At 59.0% G+C, this 21,911-nt stretch carries 19 protein-coding genes; 12 read left to right on the top strand and 7 right to left on the bottom strand.

All coding sequences use genetic code 11. From position 1 onward, the window contains the following. Window positions 1-251: 251 nt before the first annotated feature. The 10 genes from IVB12_RS31850 (at window position 252) to IVB12_RS31805 (ending at window position 10,818) form a co-directional block, all read left to right on the top strand. On the top strand, window positions 252-1,619 hold the full coding sequence (locus IVB12_RS31850) for an undecaprenyl-phosphate glucose phosphotransferase (RefSeq protein WP_247305345.1): 1,368 nt from the start codon (window positions 252-254) through the stop codon (window positions 1,617-1,619). Window positions 1,620-1,792: 173 nt separating this feature from the next. Beyond that, window positions 1,793-2,884, top strand: coding sequence for a hypothetical protein (locus tag IVB12_RS31845; RefSeq protein ID WP_247305342.1), 1,092 nt, complete (start codon window positions 1,793-1,795; stop codon window positions 2,882-2,884). Between the two features lie 27 nt (window positions 2,885-2,911). Then, window positions 2,912-3,571, top strand: coding sequence for a hypothetical protein (locus IVB12_RS31840; RefSeq protein ID WP_247305340.1), 660 nt, complete (start codon window positions 2,912-2,914; stop codon window positions 3,569-3,571). A gap of 49 nt (window positions 3,572-3,620) precedes the next feature. After that, the gene (locus tag IVB12_RS31835; RefSeq protein WP_247305337.1) at window positions 3,621-4,841 is read left to right on the top strand and encodes a hypothetical protein; all 1,221 of its coding nucleotides are present in this window, start codon (window positions 3,621-3,623) and stop codon (window positions 4,839-4,841) included. Beyond that, window positions 4,838-5,812: a hypothetical protein gene (locus tag IVB12_RS31830; protein WP_247305334.1), complete on the top strand. Its 975-nt coding sequence runs from the start codon at window positions 4,838-4,840 to the stop codon at window positions 5,810-5,812. The genes IVB12_RS31835 and IVB12_RS31830 overlap by 4 nt, the downstream gene beginning before the upstream one ends. 68 nt (window positions 5,813-5,880) lie before the next feature. Next, window positions 5,881-6,474 carry a putative colanic acid biosynthesis acetyltransferase gene (locus IVB12_RS31825; protein ID WP_247305333.1) on the top strand — a complete coding sequence of 198 codons (594 nt, stop codon included), beginning with the start codon at window positions 5,881-5,883 and terminating at the stop codon, window positions 6,472-6,474. Window positions 6,475-6,519: 45 nt separating this feature from the next. After that, window positions 6,520-7,698 carry a glycosyltransferase gene (locus IVB12_RS31820; protein ID WP_247305330.1) on the top strand — a complete coding sequence of 393 codons (1,179 nt, stop codon included), beginning with the start codon at window positions 6,520-6,522 and terminating at the stop codon, window positions 7,696-7,698. A 182-nt stretch (window positions 7,699-7,880) separates the two neighbouring features. Continuing rightward, window positions 7,881-8,525 carry a class I SAM-dependent methyltransferase gene (locus IVB12_RS31815; protein WP_247305327.1) on the top strand — a complete coding sequence of 215 codons (645 nt, stop codon included), beginning with the start codon at window positions 7,881-7,883 and terminating at the stop codon, window positions 8,523-8,525. A 164-nt stretch (window positions 8,526-8,689) separates the two neighbouring features. Beyond that, entirely contained in the window at window positions 8,690-9,541 is an 852-nt protein-coding gene (locus IVB12_RS31810) for a glycosyltransferase family 2 protein (RefSeq protein ID WP_247305324.1), read from the top strand. A 179-nt stretch (window positions 9,542-9,720) separates the two neighbouring features. Continuing rightward, window positions 9,721-10,818 carry a hypothetical protein gene (locus IVB12_RS31805; RefSeq protein WP_247305322.1) on the top strand — a complete coding sequence of 366 codons (1,098 nt, stop codon included), beginning with the start codon at window positions 9,721-9,723 and terminating at the stop codon, window positions 10,816-10,818. Window positions 10,819-11,218: 400 nt separating this feature from the next. Here IVB12_RS31805 and IVB12_RS31800 read toward each other — a convergent pair whose 3' ends face one another. From IVB12_RS31800 to IVB12_RS31775, 6 genes are all read right to left on the bottom strand, one after another. Beyond that, entirely contained in the window at window positions 11,219-11,842 is a 624-nt protein-coding gene (locus IVB12_RS31800) for a hypothetical protein (protein ID WP_247305319.1), read from the bottom strand. A gap of 109 nt (window positions 11,843-11,951) precedes the next feature. Continuing rightward, entirely contained in the window at window positions 11,952-14,207 is a 2,256-nt protein-coding gene (locus IVB12_RS31795) for a polysaccharide biosynthesis tyrosine autokinase (RefSeq protein ID WP_247305316.1), read from the bottom strand. Between the two features lie 271 nt (window positions 14,208-14,478). Continuing rightward, window positions 14,479-15,105 carry a hypothetical protein gene (locus IVB12_RS31790; protein WP_247305313.1) on the bottom strand — a complete coding sequence of 209 codons (627 nt, stop codon included), beginning with the start codon at window positions 15,103-15,105 and terminating at the stop codon, window positions 14,479-14,481. A 141-nt stretch (window positions 15,106-15,246) separates the two neighbouring features. Continuing rightward, complete coding sequence (locus IVB12_RS31785; RefSeq protein ID WP_247305310.1) at window positions 15,247-16,695, bottom strand: O-antigen ligase family protein; 1,449 nt, start codon at window positions 16,693-16,695, stop codon at window positions 15,247-15,249. Between the two features lie 81 nt (window positions 16,696-16,776). Beyond that, on the bottom strand, window positions 16,777-17,358 hold the full coding sequence (locus IVB12_RS31780; protein WP_247305307.1) for a hypothetical protein: 582 nt from the start codon (window positions 17,356-17,358) through the stop codon (window positions 16,777-16,779). A gap of 169 nt (window positions 17,359-17,527) precedes the next feature. Continuing rightward, window positions 17,528-18,730, bottom strand: coding sequence for a polysaccharide biosynthesis/export family protein (locus IVB12_RS31775; protein ID WP_247305304.1), 1,203 nt, complete (start codon window positions 18,728-18,730; stop codon window positions 17,528-17,530). 689 nt (window positions 18,731-19,419) lie between these two features. On the opposite strand from IVB12_RS31775, the gene IVB12_RS31770 reads away from it, so the two are divergent. Next, entirely contained in the window at window positions 19,420-19,698 is a 279-nt protein-coding gene (locus tag IVB12_RS31770; protein ID WP_247305302.1) for a hypothetical protein, read from the top strand. A 231-nt stretch (window positions 19,699-19,929) separates the two neighbouring features. Continuing rightward, window positions 19,930-21,111 (top strand): hypothetical protein, encoded by a 1,182-nt coding sequence (locus IVB12_RS31765; protein WP_247305298.1) that lies wholly within the window; start codon window positions 19,930-19,932, stop codon window positions 21,109-21,111. 11 nt (window positions 21,112-21,122) lie between these two features. Here IVB12_RS31765 and IVB12_RS31760 read toward each other — a convergent pair whose 3' ends face one another. Continuing rightward, complete coding sequence (locus IVB12_RS31760) at window positions 21,123-21,749, bottom strand: transglutaminase-like cysteine peptidase (protein ID WP_247305295.1); 627 nt, start codon at window positions 21,747-21,749, stop codon at window positions 21,123-21,125. Window positions 21,750-21,911 lie beyond the last annotated feature (162 nt).

Here is a 21,911-nt window from a genome sequence, read left to right as displayed (position 1 = left end):
GGCTACAATGCAAGCTTGTGGGGTAAGGTTAATTTTTCCTTCGCCTTGTTCTAACAGCGATTTTGACCGATAGCACGGCGCGTTCGGGCAATGAATATTGCGTCAATGGGTTTGGCAGGATGACTATTCTTTCCACGCGACCGGTGCCCGTCGCTGATTCGGCGGGGGAAATTGGCGTGGTCGAGCCAGTTGCATCTACAGCTGCAGGCTTTGCGCCGAGCTGGTTGCGCCCTGTGGTTGTCGAGCGGTCGATGGCCGTGATCGATGCGGCGCTGATCGTGGTCAGCGGGATCGGCTGCGCGGTCGGCTATCACGTCGCGACCGCGGGCACGCTCGGCAAGGCGGACGTCTATGCGGCGGCGAGCCTGCTCGTCGCGATCAATTTCGTCCTTCTGACCATCGTGCAGCAGGGCTATCGCCTCAAGAACATCACGAACCTGCCGCGCACCTTCCGGATGACGCTGACGACGTGGACCTTTCTGTTCGGCGCGCTGCTGGCGATCGCCTTCACGATGAAGGTCAGCGACGAATTCTCCCGCGGCACCACGATCTCGTTCTATCTGGTCGGCCTCGCCGTCCTCATCGCCTGGAAAACCGCCGCCGCGCGCTGGACCGCGCACGCCTTGCGCACCGGCGCCTTCGCCAACGGCCGCGCGATCATGATCGCCGAGTTCGGCCTTGCCACCTCGTCCAACGCGGTCGACGATCTCGGCCAGCACGGCTACCGCCTGATGCGGGTGATGGAGGTCCGGCCCAAGGAGCTCGATTCGCCGCTGCTGCTGTCTTCGCTGGCGCCGCGCTTCGAGGAGCTGATCAGTTACGCGCGCGAGAACCGGATCGAGCACGTCTTTCTGCTGATCAACTGGAGCCGGCAGCATGCGATCGACAGCATTCTGGACGTGCTGAAGATCCTGCCGCTTCCGGTGCATCTGGTGCCGGACGCCAACACGGCGCGCTTCCTGCGCTATCCGCTCGAAGGCACCGGCAACACCTTCACCGCCGAGCTGCGCCGCGCCCCGCTCTCTTATCGCGAACGCGCGCTCAAGCGCGCGCTGGACCTCGTTGGCGCGAGCTGTGCGCTGCTGGTGTTCGCACCGGTGATGCTGGTGACCGCGATCGTGATCAAGCTGACCTCGAAGGGCCCGGTGTTCTTCCGCCAGACCCGCCACGGCTTTGGCGGGCGCGCGTTCAGGATCTTCAAGTTCCGCACCATGCGCGTGCTCGAGGACGGCCCGACGATCGTGCAGGCGCAGAAAAACGACCCGCGCGTCACGCCAATCGGCAAATGGCTGCGCAAGACCTCGATCGACGAGCTGCCGCAGCTCCTCAACGTGCTCAAGGGCGACATGTCGCTGGTCGGCCCCCGCCCGCACGCGGCCGCCCACAACACCGAATATGAGCAGATCATCGGCAACTACGCCTTCCGCCACCACGTCAAGCCCGGCATCACCGGCTGGGCCCAGGTTAATGGTTATCGCGGAGAAACCCGCACGCTCGAGCTGATGCAGAAGCGCGTGGAGCATGACCTGTGGTACATCAATAATTGGAGCGTGTGGTTGGATGTGAGGATCTTGCTTGGGACAGCGGTCGTCACGTTCGCCCGACCCACAGCATACTAACGAGCGCAATCTTCTGCATGAACCCTTCTCTAATCCGGCCCCGGAGGCTCCTGGGTGGGCTGGCATCTTCGCCGAAGATCCGCAATCTAGTCCTCTTGATGGTTAGCTTTGGCTTCGGCCAGGGCACACTGTTCTTAGCCACTTCGTATCTGTACTGGCATCGGCATTACCAATTGATCGCCGAATTCGGCACGGCAAACGCGGTAACGACATTCGTCTTTTTCATCACCGACTGGGGCGGGACACTGTACCTGGCCAAGGAGGTCGTCGCTCCACAAGAAAACGGACCTTCGGCAGCCGCAACCTATGTTGCCCTCAGCCTATCGCGCTTCGTCGGCGCGGCGGTGTTGGCCGTCACCTTTTTCATCTACAGCCTCGGCCAACCCACTACATTCTTCAATGAGTACCTGAAGTTCGCAAGCCTGGGCATGCTTTGTTATGGCTTCAACGCCATCGGCATACTTGATGGTGCTGGCCGAAGTGGCATCTCTGGTTTGACTCAGGCGATCTCTATCGTGGGTGTCGCTGTGGCGATGCCTGCTTGCACTTATTTGGAGCTCCCAACCGCGGGTCGTGTGCTCGGCAGCCTCTTCGCACTTTCCATCGGTATTTCTGTCGCCTTCCAGGTCTTCGCCGCTCGAATTCCCTGGCGCTCCGCTTTCACGGAGCTGTCACCGCGGCGCGTCTTCACCATCGCGGCGGTATCACTGCCCTACATGCTCACTGCGCTCCCGGGCCAACTGTTGTTCCGCGCCCAAGTCATGCTAGCAGCACAGTTCTTGTCGGCCAGTCTCGTGGCGCTGTTTCTCTACTGCCGCCAGATTATCGGCATTGGCTATCAAGGGCTTGGCTTTTACCTGCGCGTCGACATCAAAGATTTTACGGAAGAGCTACGTCAAAAAACATGGACGCCGCTCGGCATCTTGCTAGCTTCCACAACTGTTCGGCTCGGCGCTCTGGGCACGCTCGCCGTTGGCGTAGGATCGCTCGCGCTCTGGAAATTCAATCCTTCGTTCGCCGAAGGCCTTGCCGCCTACTCCCCGTGTATCTTGGGCATCGCTATAGCGGCGACCTTGCAGCGTGTCTTAATTCTTCGATCGAAGGCGGTCGAGACCACGGTGCTCCTAGTGATCGCAAATGTCTTGCCGATTCTGGCCGTCTACCCGCTGTTCAGCACAAACACAATCTACTCCTTAATCCTCATGGAATTCATAAGCATGGTATTGCAATCGGCGCTGTTTATCGCGCGTTGGCGATATCATTAGCGAAGGGAATAGAAGATGAGACGCAGGATGATCCTGCTGCAGATCGCATGCCTGTCTTTGCCGTGGGGCCTGCGCCGGCGAGTGCTCAATGCAGCATTCGGCTGGAGCATTGATCCGACCGCGCGGATCGGCCTGTCGCTTTTGGCAACGCCGCGCCTGACGATGGGACCGAATAGTCGAATCGGCCATCTTAATTTCGCACGGCATATCGAAGAGATGACGCTAGGACGCGGCGCTCTGCTCGGAAATAAGAATTGGATTTCAGGCTGGCCGATCGGCAGCAATCGAGCGTTCCAAGACTCCGGCCGAGCTCCTTCTCTGCACATAAATAACGAAGCTGCGATCACGCATTCGCACCGCATCGACTGCACAGATAGGGTTACCATAGGCGCGTTCACGACTATCGCTGGCTGGAACACGCAATTGATTACACACGCGATCAAAGTCACCGAAGCGCGGCAGCGCTGCGGGCCAATCGAAATTGGCAGCTACTGTTTCGTCGGGTCGCGCTGCGTGATCCTGAATGGCGCAAGACTGCCAGACTACTCTGTTCTTAGCGCCGGATCGGTTCTGTCGCGTGCCCACGATGAGCCATACGGCCTCTATTCCGGTGTACCGGCGACTCGCCAACGAACCCTCGATCCCAATGCTGCCTATTTCACCCGCACAGCGGGACCTTGTTACTGAGCATCAGAAACAGGCACTCGCCCAAACATAATGACCTGAGACCCTTGCGATGAAGATCGTCTCAATACTGATCGCGGCGTTACTGCTCTTTGCGAGCATGAAGAACAATTATGAGAACATCCTGACGAACGCGAATTGGAGCACGATCGAGAACAGCGGAATCTCTCTGTTTATTCGCTCCTACTCCCAAGCGTTTCTCCTTGTAACGCTGGTGATCTGCGCCATTCGCTCGACCTTCAAAGGCGTAATGAACGTCCGTATCGGCCCGCTATTTGCCGTTGTGTTGTTGATGCAGACGATCGCTGCTCTGCGGGGGTTTGCCCTTGATACCGACCTTGGCATCAAACTCGCATTCGGAATCGCCGCCTTCATGATCATTTATGTTTTCGTTTCTAGCGAAATTGTAGCCGATGGAAAAACCGCAACCATGAAATCGATCTTCATTGGTTGCGTGTTGTTTGCCGCCATTATTATATTGATCAACATACATGAGATGGCGCGTGGCTTCGGATATGCGGTAAATGTCCCGCGCTTCTTCGGAACATCGAGTCATCCCAATATTCTCGGCGCGACATGTGGGATCGCGGCCTGTACCTTCTGGCACTACTTCCGTCAGACCGATGGAAGGATCAATCAGATCAGTTCACTCGTTCTGTTTGGCTTGTCCTGCTACCTACTTGTAAAAACGGGATCGCGGTCCGGCATGGTCATACCGGTGGTCTACTTTTTCTTCTTCGAGTTTTCTCGTCAGAACTATCTTCTAGTCGCCGCTTCGCTCATTGGCGCTACCATACTGATCTACTTAATTGTCTCGAACGACATCGATCTCGCTAACCTGAGCAACAGCTTCTATCGTGGTGACTATTCTAGCGGCGACACGCGGTCACTAGCTTGGGGACTGCTGGTTGATGAGATCAACGAAAACTTCATGTTCGGCAGCGGCATTTTCACTAAAGCCACCGAGAATTCGTTCCTCCGCGGATGGGCTAATTACGGCGTATTTTACGCCGCGCTTTATGCAGCTCTGCAGTTCGTAGTGCTGTGTCGATGCGTGATGCTATTGCGGTCGAGCCCTCTTTTCGTTCGATACTTTGCTTGTCTGTTTATCGGCCTATTCGCCAGCTCTATCCTCGAAGGATATATGATTGACGCCTACGGCGTCCCGATCGTTTATCTCTATATTGTAACTGCATTCCTGGACCGTGGGCCAGACCGAAGGATTGCCGCGCTCCGCACGGCAAGAGCGCATCTTCAAAGAGCCCTGCCATGAGCCAACTTCTCCCCGCTCTCTGCTTGCTTTCCGCGGTTTTTTCGCCCGTCTCGATTGTTCAGGCTGCAGAACCGCCCCGCCAGGCGCGCGAGGCTGGCTATGTAGTGAACACATTTAATAGCGATGTGACGAAAGCGGAGACCGACATCGACAAGTTGTACCGATCTGGCAAGAACTGGTACCTATACAACTTTTGGGGAAGTGACGTTTCTTCGCGCGGCATTGTGTTCTCAAGCGACAGGCCAGCATATGTCATTAATGACGGCATGAACCGCAATGCGCAGATCGCCACTGGAGCGCGGACACAATCAAAGAATGCGGCAAGTTTCGTCGGTACTGCATTCGGTGGAGGGGCCTATTTTGAAGCCGCGCTAGCTTTCGATCCTGAACAGGTTCGGGCTGGGGGGCTTCAAGCCGGATGGCCATCATTTTGGACGCTGCCCGTCGAGGTGGTGCTAAGAAACGGAAAAGCACAATGGCCGGATCAGCCCCAAAATTACGAGCAGTACGCTGAAATCGACATCCTAGAGTACGGTCTGATCCATCTTGGCTATGATACCCGCTTCTACGGATCGAACGTCCACCACTTCTATGGCAACTTCCGCAAGACGTGCCAAAAAGGATACTGTAACCATGATCTCGGCCTGAAGGGTAGCCTTATCGAGCTTCCTCGCCGAGTTAAACTAACCGACTTCCACCGGTACGGCCTTCTTTGGATTCCCGCCACCGACATGCATCCGGGCTATCTACAGCGCTACTTTGACGACGCGCCAATCGGAGAACGTGTCAGCTGGAAGCCTCTACCAACTGATGCTTTGCCTCCACCGACAGGAAAGGACTGGGCATTTTCGATTATCGATCAAGAGCATCACGTGTTGATCTTGGGCTCCAGCCAGACCGCACCGCTCCACATCAAGAACGTTTCGGTTTGGCAGGCGAGCGAGCAGCATAACATTCATTCCAACGACTAACGTCATCCTATATCCGATCTAGTTCGCGCTAAGCCGGGCATCACTCTTCTACCCCTGCTGGACCATCCATGGATAAACCCATTTCGTCTGTCACCATCGACATCAGCCGAAAGCCGAGCCCATACTCGCGGCGTAACCAGATCGCGCGTGCGCTCTGGGGCATTGTCTACACCCTGCTCTTCCGGCCTTCCCCAAGACCCCTGCACGGCTGGCGACGGTTCCTGCTCAAATGCTTCGGTGCCAAGCTAGGCCATAAAGCCAAGGTGTTCAGCTCGGCACGCATCTTCGCTCCTTGGAACCTAACAATGGGCGACCACAGCACTATCGCTCCTGATGTCGACTGCTACTGCGCCGGCTCGATCTCCATCGGTGAGCATTCCACAGTGTCACAATACAGCTATCTTTGTGGCGCCTCGCACGATTTCGAAGATCCCAAAATGACCCTCTTCACCGCACCGATCCACATCGGCGATCGCGTTTGGATATGTGCCGACGTGTTTGTTGGCCCAGGTGTCACAATCGCTGATGGCGTCGTGGTCGGTGCGCGCTCGTCCGTTTTTACCGATTTGCCAACCTGGACCGTATGCACCGGCAACCCGGCTACACCAAAGCGGTCGCGCATTGTGCGGGATCCGTCCGTAAAAAGGGGTGGGCGGGCTTGAGTCCCGCCACTGGCCCGAATGGATGCTGTGCGAAAGGATTTGTTTGTGCTCCGCATTCTGAATGTGATCTGCAGCATTGACCCCTCTGGAGGAGGGGTCATCGAAGCGGCTCGGAGTTTTTCATCGGAGCTGATGCGGCGTGGCCATCGAGTGGACTTTGTTTGCCTCGACGATCCGAAAACTGCCAGCCTTTTCGATGGGTCACACCAGGTGCATGCACTCGGTCCCGGTGGATCAGGCTATCGCTACAACGGATCACTCAGCAGCTGGGTTGTCGCACACAAGGGCGAGTACGACGTGGCCATCTTGCACAGCCTCTGGAACCATGCGTCGATCGGTGGTCGTGCTGGCCTTGTTGCGGCCGGCATTCCCTACCTCTACTTCACCCACGGCATGCTCGACATCTACTTCAATTCTGTGCAGCCGGTGAAAAAATGGGCAAAGCAGCTGTTCTGGCTCGCCCTTCAGAATCGCGTGCTAGCCGATGCTCACGCCGTGCTATTCACTACTCACGCTGAGCAAGAAGCGTCCCGATTTACTTTCTTTGGCGGTCGGCCATACCGGTCTGAAATAGTCCCGTTGGGCATCGAAGGCGAGCCAGTGAGTCCGTCGTCGTCGCTCGCCGACTTTGACGATCTCCGGCAACTAGTCTCGCGCCCCTATCTCCTGTTTCTCAGTCGTATTCATCCCAAGAAGGGCATCGACCTGTTGATCGAAGGTTTTGCGCGATATGCTGATAGACTTCAGGGATACGATCTCGTGGTCGCCGGGCCGGACCCAAGTGGCATTCGAACTGAACTCATGCAGCGAGTCGATCCCATCGTTTCGGCCCGCATCCATTGGACAGGCATGGTCACTGGCGCTCGCAAATGGGCGCTGTTACGTCATTCAAGCGCCTTCATACTGCCGTCGCACCAGGAAAATTTCGGAATTGCAGTCGCCGAGGCGGCAGCGTGCGGCATTCCCATCCTAACCACCAATAAAGTCAACATCCACGCAACAATCAGCGAGAACGGCGCGGGGGTTGTGGCGGACGATACCGCGGCGGGCCTTGCAAGGCTCCTCGATTGCTTCGCCGCACTCAGCCAAGCCGAGCGGACTACAATGGGCCAAGCGGCACGGAAATGTTTCATGAACGAGTTTAGCATCGAAGCCGCGACCGATCGTCTTGAGCACCTTCTAATTGGCGCGGCACGACAGACGGAAGCTCACATCACTGGGTAGAGGCGTGCGATCGAAGAAGCAGGGTAACCATAACGAATGCACACCAAGCGACAGTCGTACGCGCCTCCGGAAAGTTATAGACGCTCCACTCTATGGGTTGTATGGTTCAAACATTCCGAGATAATTCTAGCAATTCAATTGCTTGGTCTGCCTTTTGGGTGCACTGATGGTCAGGTTGTCCGATGGATAGCGGTCACGTCGACATTACTGGATACGGCTTTTCCGATCATCATTGTCAGCCAGCCAGCAAACTTCTCCTACCTATTCTATTTGACTATCTAGAGATCGAAAGGCGCTCGGGGAAGGCCGCTCCTACGGTCTTTGATTTAGGTTGTGGCAACGGTGCTGCGGCAAACGTTGTTGCAAGCCGCGGCTTTCCGGTCATGGGGGTAGACCCATCCGCCATCGGCGTGGAGCATGCTCACCGGGCTTTTCCTCACCTCCACCTCGAGCAGGGCTCCGCATATGATGACCTCAGGAAGAAATACGGAACGTTCGACGTGGTGTACAGTTTCGAGGTCGTCGAACACGTCTATGATCCATACGCCTACGCGAAGTGCTTGTTCGATCTTGTTAATCCCGGCGGACTCGTTCTCGTGAGCACGCCCTATCACGGCTATCTAAAGAACTTAGTATTGGCGGCAACCGGAAAACTTGACGATCATTTCACAGCGTTGTGGCCGCATGGACACATCAAGTTTTGGTCGATCAATACCCTTTCCAAGCTGCTCACCGAAGCGGGCTTTGGAGTCGAGCGAACACATAGAGTCGGACGCATCCCGGCGCTCGCCAAGTCGATGCTTATGGTCGCACGCCGTCCCGCTTGAGTCCTTCTGGGTGAATCAACCTCACGTTTCCAAGGGCTCGACACACTTCCGAATGATCAAGCACATCCGTTTCGAGGAACGGGACGTGACAAAGCGCGGTCACGCGATTGACGCGACCGCTTAGCAAACTCAGACCCGACAGTCACTGAAAGGCAACTACGAATATGTCGGAGAATCAAAAGCCTCTCGGCGTCTCGGTCTTTATCCAGACGCTCGACGAAGAAGTGAACCTTGCCGACTGCATTGCCTGCTTCAGCTGGTGCGATGACGTCGTCGTTCTAGACTCGTTCAGTAGCGATAAGACCGAGCAGATCGCCAAATCGATGGGTGCCCGCTGGATCCAGCACAAGTACGAAGGCCGTGCTGCGCACCAGAACTGGGCGATGGACAACATCGATTTCAAATACCGCTGGGTCTACTACACCGATGCTGACGAGCGCGTGCCCCCGGCACTGGCCGACGAAATTCGTCGCATCACCTCTGATGCTAAGACACCGCATGTTGCATTTCAGGTTGCCCGACGGGACCATTTCCAGAACACTTGGATCAAGCACAGCACCAGCTACCCCCTATGGATCATTCGGCTGTTCCAGCCTGGAAAGATCCGTTGGGCTCGCAAGGCCAATCCAGTGCCGGAAATCGAGGGTACCGTCGGTCGTCTGGAGAATGACTATCTGCACTACCCGTTCTCGAAAGGTTTGGCGGATTGGATCTGGCGGCACAATCGCTATTCGTCGTACGAAGCAGAGGAGACGATGCATTCGCTGGCTGCCGGCGAGCTCCGGCTATCAGAGTTGTTCTCTTTGGATCCAATCACCCGCCGAAACGCGTTGAAGAGGCTATCTTTGCGTTTGCCCGCGCGGCCAGTGTTCAAGTTCATCTACTTCTATTTCTTCCGGCTTGGCCTGCTCGACGGCATGCCGGGCTTTCGTTACTGCCTGTTGCAGAGCATCTACGAATACTTCATCGTGCTCAAGGTCATGGAGTTGCGTGCAGCCAAGGGTGGCAGCAAGTGAGTGGTGTTATCACTCAGACCTGTCCGCAACGACCGCTGTCACGGACTGGTATCAGCCATTTTTTTGGATATTACGACAAGTCGCCGTGGAGTGCCGTGGATCCTAACCGCGGTATCCTCGCGCACGAAACCTCATTGTACGGCTCTGCTCCGGGGAGTGACGATGAGGTGCGTCTCGGATTGATCGACACCACCGGCCAATTTAACGCCATTGCCAGCAGCAAGGCATGGAATTTTCAACAAGGCAGCATGCTGCAATGGCTGCCAGGCAGCGCCGATCAAGTTCTGTTTAACGACAGGGACGGCGAGCAAGCGGTGGGTGTCTGCCTTAGCCTGACTGACGGCGAACGGCGCACGCACGAGCTGCCATTCGCGTCGGTGTCCCCTAGCGGCACGGAGGCGCTCTCGATCGATTTCGGCCGCCTCACCGCTATCAAACCGGAATACGGCTATCCCGGAGTTACTGACTCTTTCGCGGGAGTTAACTATCCGAAGGAATCGGGCATCTGGCACATCGATCTTTCTAGCGGTCAGACGCGACGACTCATCGCGATGCAGCAGATCGTGGAGTTCAATGAAGAGCCGGGCGTGCTGAAGGCGTTCCATTACATCAATCACGTTATGTACAGCCGTACCGGCGCGCGGTTCTGCTTCTTGCACCGCTATGTCAACGCTGGTGGCACTCAGAATACCCGGTTGTTCGCCTGCGACCGGGACGGCAGCAATCTGCGACTGTTGATCTCCGGTATGGCATCGCACTTTGGCTGGCAAGACGATATCCGTCTGCTGGCTTGGGCGGGGCAGCGACGACTCATGAGTTCGGCCACCCGTGGTGGCTTCATTAGCCGTTTGCCGATCGGGCCTGCATTGAAGAAGCTCTATCGCGCCCTCGGCAAGCCTGCGGCGCTCAAAGCCGGCGTGCTCAACGATCGCTACATTCTGTTTGACGTGCTAGCCGGCACCGCTGATACAGTTTGCAAGGGTGATCTCACCACCGATGGCCATTGCAGCTTCTCGCCGGACGGCGCTTGGTTTGTCAGCGACACATACCCCGATCGGCATGGCGAAGCACATTTGTTACTTTGCCATCTGGCAACGCAACGGGTCTATAGCGTGTCCCGCTTTCGAATGCCGCCGGTGCTCGACGGAGAGGTGCGCTGCGACTTGCACCCTCGTTGGCACCCGACGAAACCGTCCATTTGCGTCGATGTCGCGAGCTCGATCGAGCGACAGATCTATGAAGTGGACGTCGCTGCAGTCGTCGCCGGCTACCGCTGAAGATTCGCGCATTCGCGTCACTTCTGGGTGAGCGTATACCTGAAGAAGCTAATCCCCTTCATCGTGCCTAGAATGGTGTCGGCCCTACCATACGGACGCAGTTCAACATCGTTGCATCGTTCCGAGTTGAAGTAGCAGACCTTCGCCTTTATGAGCTTGGGACATTTGTTCCTGATGCTGACTACATGGTCAAGCATCGTCGGATTGATAATTTCGGAACGGGCCGCGGCCTCAACGTCGAGACAAGGCCTCCCGAGCGGATCCCTTGCCATTGGAGAACCTGATTGCTCCGGCCCCCCCTGGAGTGTCAGCCGCGATTGCGAAGTGGTTGATTGAGCATGGACCGCCGACCCCAATGAGGCCAGGGCAGCCCACAATGCACATACTTGAACAAACGTTCTCATCGCCAAGGTCTTTCGTCGTATTCGATTCCGGGAATCGCCACTTTGACGCCATCTATCAAGAGCCGCTTCTGCAGACTCTTCCTCGATTGAACATCCGTCTTATCCAGCGCCGCCAGCAGGCGCTGCCGCTGAGGCCAGCCAACTCCGGTTAAGTTCATCACCGCATCCTCAATTAGGTCCGAGTCGACCATTGCTGCGAATTCGGAAACAACCCGTTCCTCGGCCGACACGGAAAGCATTGGAAATATCGAAAGCACGACCCGATTGCGTCGAAGTGCGATCCACCCCTCGTGTGGTCCGGAGCTGTAAGATTGGTCGATATAGCGAATGTTTTCGGTCGCAAAACCTTCCCGGGCGGTTTGCACCGAGTAGAGCATGAGCCACAGAAAGGAATCCGCGGGATTGAGTTCAAGCGACGCTCGCACCCATTTTTCTGCAGCAGCCAACTCGCGGTCTGCCTCCTCCGGAGATTCGCGGCCTACAGCTCCTTCTGCAACGCCAAGTCCAACTAAAGCCTCTGCTCGGATGAATGAAGCCTGCGCCGCTGCCCGGCTCGGTTCACGCTCCATCCACAGCAGTGCTTTACTGAGCGCGCCCGGCTTGAAGCGCTGATCGGCCAATATACGTTCCGTGAGATCGCGGGCTGGTGCAGCGGAACGGAAGATCGGCAGAACGCTCGTGGACCACCACAATCCAGCAGCCCCGAGCAGCAGTATCGCGAGCCGCACGCTATTCGACGTACCCATAGCGGGCATAATATTTCTGGTAGTAGTAGCGGCCATGGTAGGACTCGTAACGTGCCAAGGCCTTGGTATCGGCCTTGTTCAGGACCACGCCTAGCAGTTTGTCCTGGATCTCCGGCGATCCGCGCAGGTTGTGCCTGACTACGTCGATCTTAGTCTTGCCCCACTCCACGACAAAGACATAGGAGTCGACAAACGACGAGGTGACGCGCACGTCGACCACCGGTGCCATCGGCGGCATATCGAGCACTACATAATCATACTTCGCCCGCAGCAGCGTGACGAGGGCGTGCATCGCCTTGGAGGCAAGGAGCTCGTTGGTGTGCAACAGCTTGGAGGTGGTACCGGCCGGCAGGATCGAGAGCTTGGTCTCTGGATCAAGAATCGCCGCTTCCTCCAACTGCACCTTCTGCGCGACCACATCGACAAGGCCAATCTTCGCATCGGGCACGAGGGCCCGAGACAACGACGGGTTACGCAAGTCGGTATCGACCAAGATCACCCTACTGCCCGAATGCGCGATGAGCTGCGCGAGGTTTGTAGAAAGAGTACTTTTGCCTTCATTGGGGAGCGTCGAAGTGACCGCCAGCACGCGGTTTTCCCGAACAATAGAATTCAGGTCTACCGCCACTTTCAACGAACGAACTGCTTCAGCGAAGCGTGAGAGAGGATTGTCGACGACGTAACGCAGTAAGTCGGGCTCGGGGTTCGCCGTTTTGTTCGCGAACTTGCCTGCGAGCATCGCCGACCCACCGTTGGCGCCCAGCGCCGGTAGGATGGAGATGCAGTTCGCACCCAGCAACTCTTCCACCTGAGAGGTGGTCCTGAACACCTTGTCCGAAAGCTCGCGCGCCAACGCGGCGCCGAAGCTCAGCAGGAAACCACCGAAGATGGCGCCCGCAAGGACGAGCAGCGTCTTGGGATAGCTCTTCTTCAGTGGCGTCGTGGCAGCGCTGATCACGCGCGCCTCGGTGATCGGAAACGACTGCTGCTGCACGCTCTCCATGTAGCGCTGCAGGAAATTGTCGTACATCGCCTGGTAGCTCTGCGCGTTGCTCTCGAGCTCGCGGAGAGCCACCTGCGCTTGGTTGGTGAGCTGTGATTCCGAGACAACATTGTTGAGGCTCGACTTGATGCTATCTTCGCGCGTCACCGCAATGTCGTACTCGCTCTTGTAGGATTCCTGGATGCGTTTCAGCTCGTCCTGGATGTTCTTCTTGATCTCCGCCATCTGCCGGCGCAGGTTAACGGCGGCTAGGTGGTCCGATCCGTATTTCATCGCCCAGATCGATTCCTTCGAAGCCATGTCGACATATTGGCCGCGCAGCTTGACGATGGTGTCGTTCTTCAGCGCGTCCGTGACGTTGGCATCCGGAATCTCCTGCTTCAGGATGTCGTTCATGCGATCCAGCCGCGCCTTGGCTTCGGCGGTCGACGCATGCGCCATCACCAGTTGGCTGTTCACCTCGGCGAGCTGCTGCTCGTTCATCAGGCGGCCGCCGGTGTCGACAATGTTGTTGGCAGTTTTGAAATCGACCACCGCCTTCTGCGCGGCGGAGGCCTGGGTGCGCAACTCCTTGATGCGATCTTGCAGCCAAACGCTGGCGCGCTTGGTGGCCTGATACTTGGCCTCGAGTTGGTCGACGATATAGGTATCCGCGATCGCGTTGGCGATCTTCGCGGCTTTCGCGGGGTCCTTCGAGGTGAAGCCAATCTCCATGACGTAGGTGAGGCCGAGACGCTTGATGGTGCGGTTCTTCTCGAACGTCTCAAGCGCCTTGCGGTTCAATTCGAATTCCGTCGCCGGATGTCCGTCAGAAAGGATCTTCGACGCGAAGTCGATCACCGCACCGAGCACGCCGCCGCCACTTCCGGTGAATTCGGGATCGTCGATCAGGTGCAGGTCGCGGATCACTGCGAGGCTGATGTTCTCGGATTTCAGGATCTCGACCTGGGTCTCCACCGTGGCCGAATCCACTGCGATGTCGCCAAGCACTGACTGCTGCTGAAATAGCTGCACCTTGCGGGTATCAATCACCATTTGCGCTGTCGAAGTGAATTGCGGCGCGGCGGTGAAAAGATAGAGCAGCGCCAGGATCACGCAGGCCGACACGATCGCGACCATGGTCGGAAACTGGCGGCGGACGATCTCGACATAGGAGGTGAGCGTCTGGGCCGGCGAGCTTTCAACTTCGGCGTAATCACGGTTGATCTCGGACGACGGCCTATTCACCTGCAGCATTGTGCAATTCCTGAAATCGTCCAGCAACTGGTTCTGGAGGATGGCATTGGGATGAGAAAGTCACGCGAGCAAAAGCACTCGAAAAGAACCGGCAGTTGAGGGCGAATATAACACGCAGCGAAATGCGGCTGAACTCAATTGATGCAGCGCAACGGTGTGCGCACATTATAATTGTGTGGAAGCTTAACGCCGTAAACGCAAAACGGCGCTGCAAAGCGCCGTTCCGTCGTGGAACGATCCAGGCGGACCGCTCCTTGAAGCTCGTCTGCGCTCAGCGGCGCGGGCTGACGTTATTGGAGGCGTTGGTGATCCCGGCGGTACCTGCGGCGGAGTTCGGTGAGACGGTGTTCGCATAGTGGAATCCGCCGAAGCTCGGCGCACCGTTGTTAGCACCACCGGTGTTGCCGGGATTGCCAATCGGCCCGCCCGCGCCGGAGCTACCACCACCACCGCCGCCGCCGGTCGCGGCGATCGCGACGTCGCCGGTCGCGGCCTGGTAGGCGGCGATCACGTCGGGGTTGCCGATGCCGGCAATCGCGGTCTGGATCTCAGTGGCGAAAGCCGCATCGCTCTGCGCCGCCATGCGGGCGACCTGGGCGAGGCCGCCGACGATCGCGCGCATCTGGTCCTTGGTCGTCGCGGGATCCTTCAGAAGCGCGATCAGGCCGGGGAGCGTGGTCGGATCGGAGGCGCCGAGGTCGCGCACGCGCGAGATCAGCTGCGGGCCGCCGGTCGGATATTGCTGCAAGAGGCTGTTGGGCGACGCCTTGAACTCGGTAATGACCTGGGCCGGCAGCTGGCGCTGCGGCGGATAAACGGCGGCGCTTGCGGCTGAGGTGATCGTCGCGGCGAGGGCCGCGGCGGCAGCCATGCGAAGCGCAATCTTGATAACGCTCATAAATAGACCTCCAAAAAATCAGTTGCCCCAATCTGCTTCCTCGGCCCCGGGCAAATGGCTGTGCAGCGCGGAACCTATCCGAAGAGAAAACGGCTGTCCACTTATTCTAAAGACTTCGTAAACAGCGCAACTGCTTCAAATCTAGACACTTTTATGAAGCTGGCGCACTCGCCGCGCGGTTGTGTCAACGGTTGTCTGGCGGCCCTCGCCTCGCCCGCCGGTAGCGAGGGCATCCGCGGCCGAGCGGCCCTGCCGGGTCGGGAAGGATTGCGCAAGACCAGCTCCGAAAAGCGCAAAGAATGGAATGCTGTAGCCGGGCACCTGGAGCGTGAAGTCGAGGCACGAATGCAGCAGCGACAGCGTGGCGGTGGCCGCCGCCGCCAGCGGGATGATGGCATCGCGCCGTCGCCCGAACACGCCCTTGGCGAGAACGAGCAGCATGATCGCCCAGCCGACCGCGACCAAGAGCGCCATCGGAATGCCCACCTCGGAGGCAAGCTCGAGCGGCGTCGAATGCGCGGCATCCCAGATGCCGCGAATCGAAATGTTGGGACTGCGATAGGGCGGGAAGGCCCACTGGAAGGTACCCATGCCGGTGCCGAACAGGGGATTGTCGGCGATGATTCGAAGCGTCGATTTCCAGGCCTCGATGCGGCCCTCGTCGACCAGACCCTGGCTGTCGAATCGGCTCGAGACGCGGCCGCCGAGCAGTTGCAAGAGGCCGAGCGCGACGGCGAGGCCCGAGCCGAGCGAGATCCAGATGCCGGTGCGCGGCGGCAGGTCTTTCCGCAGGAACAGCGTGAACGAGACGATCATCGCGAACAGCGACAGGCCGACGCCGGCGCGCGATCCCGTCATGAACATCGCCATCAGACAGATCAGCAGGCAGCCAAGCTGCGGCAAGATTTGTCGTGGAGGGATTGTGCGTAGATCGAGCGACAGACGTCGCCATTCGATATGCCGCTCCGGCAAGCGGCGGCGGACACCTTCCAGGATCAGCAGCATCCAGATCACCGCGCAGGAGCCGAAATAGGCCGCCGCCGTGTTGCGGTTGATGAAGGTGCCGGTGACGCTGCCGAGATAGGCCGTCTTGTCCCGCCACAGGATCAGGGTGGGCTCGATCAGAAACGAGAGCACGCCGTACAGCGCGTAAGCCGCGCCCGAGATCGCGATCACCCACAGCAATCTTCGCGCGCGCTCGCGGTCGGCGCCGACGGTGATGCCGAGCACGATGGCGAGGATGTTGGCGAGCGGGGCGCCGAGCGCGAAGAACGCCTCGTTCTTCACGATGGACGCGGACGGGGCGATCGGCACGCCCAGAAGATCCGCGGCCTGCTTCCAGATCGGCTGGAAAGGCGCGAGGAAGGGATGATCGGACAGCTGCTCATGCAGCACGAAGGCGTAAGCCGCGACGATCACGGTGATGCCGGCGAGCAGCCACAGATGCGGCGCCCGCAGCTCACGCGTCGGCGCGAAGATCACCGCGATGCCGAGACACAGGCACCAGAATGCGATCGACAGATCGTTGGTCGAGCCGAAGGGAAACGGCGCGCTAGCAGCCACGAAGAACAGGATGAACGTGGCGGGCACGCTCCACGACCAGCGGATATGGGGAAGCCGAAGGCGCATCGTCGTTTGGGTGGGCTTTTCTTTGGCTTGTCGCGTTGGCGTTCAGAGGACGCAATCGATCGGATAGATCTTCAGATCCACGTTCAGGCGGCTGTTCCGGGTCTGCGCCCGGAAGGCGTAGAATATCCCAAGGCTATCACTCCCCGGCTCGAGTTTTATTCCAGGAGTTAATTCATCCGGTGGGACCAATAGACCGATGTGCCGGTTGATGCCGGAGATCTCGATCCGCCCCTCCCCCTCGCCGAACCGACCCTCAAGCCGGGTGACGGTGACCTTGGGCAGGCCCCGCCGCTGATGGCAGACCTCCTCCTCCCATAGCTTCGTCTGCTGGACCAACGGCCTGTCCGCTCCGTTAGGGACGATGATGCTCGCAAAGGACGGGCGCAACATTCCGAAGAACCGGCTCTCTTTGGAGTTCGCCGACAGCCGGACTGTGAACGAGAGCTCGCCCTTTTCCCCGCGAAGGCGCGACAAGATCGGCGCATCAGGTTCGGCGGAGACCACAACGTCGATGCGATGGCGAACGCCCAGCTCCCCTGCAGCAGCAAGGGCCTTACCGAGCGGAGCAGGTCCGACGGCAGCAGGAACGAGAGCCAGAAGACGCCAGAATGCTCGAAAGCGCATGAAGCCCCTTGCGACGCTAAGGGTGACCGATCACCGCCGCGCCGTGCGCAGTAGCGCCTTGATCCAAATCCCGAACTCGTAGCAGCAGCAGAACCGCTTCGATTGCTAAACGAAAATGGCACCGGGACAAGGCCCCGGTGCCATCGCTTTGGTCGATCAAGTCGGCGTCTTACGGCGCCAGTTTGACGTTGTTGCGGAAGATCAGCGCATTGTTCGAGAGATTCACGGCATCATTGCCGGTCGCCATGATCACGCGCAGGTAGTTCAGGAACTTGGCAACTTCGACGTTGCGCGAGTTCGAGACGTAAATGATGTCCTGGTTCTTCATCATGACCTTGGTGGCGAGGAAGAAGCCACCCGGATCGCGGAAATTGACCGCGAAGATGACCGGGATCGTCTCTGACGTGTACTTGCTCACGTCGATGCCGAGCTGGGCGGCGACCTCACGCGGCTCGCGGCGATAAAGATATACCGCAGCCGGATCAGCCTGAGCGTCGAGAAGGCCACCCGCTTTGCCGACGGCTTCGCCAAGGTTGATGCGCCAGGCATCGAAGTTGAACTCCCCGCTCTGGCCGCTGGCACCGAACGCCAGGAACTTCTGCTGCTCGCGATAGACATAGATGCTGTCGTCGGGCCGAACATAGATATTGTTCTCAGGCGCCATCACGAGATTCTCGAACGGCACGGTCGCCCGGCGTCCGCCGCGCTCCAGCATGACCCAGGTCTCGAAGCCCTGACCCCTGATGCCGCCGGCGCGGGTGATCGCGTCAAGCACGCGATCCTTCGCACCCGCCGCGCTCGCCGGAAAACGGACGGGCGTGTTGACTTCGCCCAGCACGCTGATGAGCTGGGTACGCTGCGACGACATCGCAACGACAACCTGCGGCTCGATCGCGCGATTGGAGATCTTCTCGACGATAGCCCTCTGGATTTGCACCGCCGTAAGGCCGGCCGCCTTGACCTGGCCGGCATAAGGCACGGTAATGAACCCGTCATTGTCGACGGATTGATCAGGAATCGTTACGAAGTTACCCGGACGGACGCCGGCTTCCGCCGGGATGAACAGACCGCCTGCGGCGGCTTCGAAGATGGTAACGCTGACGATGTCGCCGATCCCGAACACGATGCTGGCCGGCGGCCGCTTGTCCGTGAACGCACCGGCGAGTCCCTTGGGCTCGTGGGTGTGCAGGATCTTTACGGTAGCCGGATTGAGCGGCACCAGTTCGTAGGCCGGCGCATTTTCAGTCTGAATCTTGTTGTTGACGTCATCCGTCAGCGGACCGGAGCCGGGATTGGTCGAACACGCCCCGAGCGCTAGAGCGGCCACCAGAAACGCCGGCTTCAATAAATAAGATTTGGCAAAGCAATACATCAATCGCGCCCCTGGAGACCCCAATTAGCTTCGATTGGTACGGCGGAGCGGGCGGTGCGACAAGGGTTCCCGAGTGGTTAACGGTGCGATCGGTCGACTAGTGTTGCGTGCGGGACACTTTTTGGGGCTTGGTTTAACCCTTTGTGACTATTTGTTGTATTTCGCGTGCCCTGTCGGCGAGCAAACCGCCGAACTCGAGGGCTCAATGTGTCGAGCGCAAGGCTGCTTGACCTCGCGGCCGTCTGCTAAGGCTGGGCCATTAAGAGTAGGAATCCCCGGGTCTGGCCTCCTTCTGATTCCGCTGCCGGTGGGTTCCCTCCTTGGCGCTGCCGATCGCCCATAGGGCACTGCCGCGCCATGTCCTGGCCGCGTGGGGCTCTCCTGCCACGGCGCACCGGTTGTTGCGGTGGCCGCCCCTGCCTCTGCTTCCGTCTGGAAATTCACCCGGACACAAGGAGCGAAGGACGGCGAGAGCTTCGCTGCGATCATGAAGACCGCGGACACGATCCAGTCGGATCCGGACTTCGCCGGCTTGATCGTCTGATGTGCGCCGAAGGGCAAGATCGACGTGCTGGTGGCCTTGATCCGGCCCTTCCCGCCCCGGCAGCCAATAGACCAAATTTAGCCATACAACTTAAGGGTCTTTTTAGGGGGAAAACCTAGGGTCCGGAGCACGGAGAGTGTTTCGGATGACCGCGTTTTTGATTTTCAGCTTTCTCGTAGGTGCCGTGCTGGGCCAGCGCTTTCGCGTCCTGGTAGTCCTGCCGTTGACCTTCGTCATGGTGCTCGCCGCCATTCCGGTCGGCTTGATGGTCGATCTCACCGTGGTTGAGAGCCTGAAAGACGTGGTGTTCGCCGTCATCGCCCTCCAGGGCGGCTACCTCTTTGGATCAGGAGCGCGCTTTGGCCTTGCTGCGGCGCGGGCCGGCCGCGTGTTCGCCCGCCCGTCAACACTGCCCGCTGATTAAGCCGACTCACACTGCGCTGGACCTTCGCGGGGCACGAAAGGCCGAAGGTCAAGCTGTTCTCCCGGCAGACCTCCGTTTGAAAACGCACCGCCGGCTTGTATGGTGATCTGACCGTTTCAGGATTCCCTTCGAGCGCGCCGTTTGTCCTTCGCTTATTTTGCCCTCATCGTTTCAATCGTCTCAGCTTCCGCTCTCGAAATTGCCGGCGCCAGGATCGGTGCGCAACTCGGGATGATGGCCGCAGCGCTGAGCTTGCTGGCGGCCGCCTTAAGCACGCGAAAGGCCGACTACGAGCACTATGTTCGCGCGACCGCCTGGGGCCGGTGGATCCTGCTTGCCATTCCGCTGTACATCGCCGCCCAACTCGTCCCTCTTCCGCTGAGCTGGGCGCATCCGATCTGGGCCAGCGCTCACGATGTCCTCGGCGGCCTGTCGCTCGGGCCGATCACGGCCGATACCGGCTTGACGGTGAACGCGCTGCTGCTGGCACTCGCGGCGGTCTCGTTGCTCGGCGTCACCATCCCGGTGGTCCGCAACCGCGGCCGTGCCGAACTGGTTCTCTTCGTGCTGAGCGGAGTGACCGCGGTGTCCGCCTTGACCTTGGACTTGCATCGGCTGTCGCCGAGCGTTGCGGCAGCCGCGCCCGCTGGCTTCACGACAACTTTGGCCGGCCTCGGTCTCATGCTCAATTTAGCCGTCATGCAGCTTGCTGCTGAACGGGCCGAAACGCGGCACTCGGTCCTTCGCTCGGTCGCGATCGGCCTTTGCGGCCTTGTCGGGGCCCTGGTCAGCGCAGCCGCGATCTTTGGGTTTTCCGGAACGAACAGCGCGATCGCAGCGGCCTTTGGGGTTGTACTGATGCTGCTGATCCTCATCATCCGCAGGCTCGATCTCTCGCCATTGGCCGCCGGCGCATTGTCGGCAGCAGCTCTGATCGGCGCGACCATCGTATTGAGCTTCCTCTTCGAGAAGAGCTCTGGACCTATCCTCATGCGGCTCGTCCCAGCCGCAGGCGGCGAGACGAAGGCCGCCCTCGAGAGGATGTTGGCCGACACACGCTGGTTCGGCGCGGGCGCAGGGACGTTTTCGGCCGTCGCCAGAATCTATCAGAGCGAGACTGGCACGACTTTGACCGCACCCTCGGCGGCCATCGCCGTCTTTGCGGTTACGGGAGGGATAGGTTTGACCGCCATCATGGCAGTAAGCCTGATCGCTCTGGTGCGCCTGTTCTTCGGCGCGCTCCAGCGCGGGCGCGACTCGTTCTTCCCAGCGGCGAGCGCGGCCTGCGTTCTCTTTGCACTCGTCCAGAGCTTCGCCGGTCCGGGACTGCTGCGCCCGGCAGCAATCCTGTGTCTTTCGGTGATCGTGGGACTGGGGCTGTCGCAGAGCGTCAGCCAATCCTCATCACGATAGAGCGCCGGTCATCAGACAGCGCGATCCCCGAGTGACGCCCAGTAGTTCGGGTTCTTGGGCGATTGAATGCGGACCCAACGATAAGGCTTCTTCGACCACGGCAGGATGTGGCCGGAGAGATTGTCCAGCACGAGATCGCCGGAGAAGGTGCGCACCACGACCACGAGATGATGCTCGCCCCAGGTGGTCACGACCTCGCTGAGCAGCACCGAGCGCGCCGGAAAGCCTTTGGCGATCAAATCGTGGCGCTTTGTCACCGCGTAATCGTTGCAGTCGCCGCTCGCCGGATGCAGTAGCCATTTCTCGGCCCGCAGCCCTTCCAGATTGGCCTCGGGACGGATGGCGGTATTGACCCGCTGGTTGACCTCTTGCATCTGCGCCAGCCGCTCCGGCGTGAGCTTCAGACGGCCGCCGCGGAATACGATCTGCTGCGGCCGCGGCCTGCACTCATCCTTGTACTTCAGGCAAAAGATGGTGAACGCCATCGGCGCCAGCGTCGGCTGGTCGAATTTGATGTATTGGATGGCACCTCGCAGCCCCAACGGCGCGCCCACGAAGGCGGCTTCCGCGCTCTGCTGCACCCCGCCAGCAACGACGACGGCGGCCACGGCCGCCAGGAACTTTACAACTTTGCGCATATCGCGCTCCCCCTTCTTGTAGGAAAGGACGCTACGCGAGACCTCTTGAAATACGGCTCAAAGGCCAAGCGATCCTTTAATCAAAATGCGGGCGCGTTGGTTGCAAACAATTAAGAATATCGATGTGTGACTGGTTCTGCTAAGAGCGGTCACGACGTTCCG

The sequence above is a fragment of the Bradyrhizobium sp. 179 genome (genome assembly GCF_023073535.1).
In the GTDB taxonomy this organism is placed as follows: Bacteria; Pseudomonadota; Alphaproteobacteria; order Rhizobiales; family Xanthobacteraceae; genus Bradyrhizobium.
The sequence above is the reverse complement of the archived record's forward strand: the minus strand, read 5'-3'. Positions and strand labels throughout refer to the sequence as shown.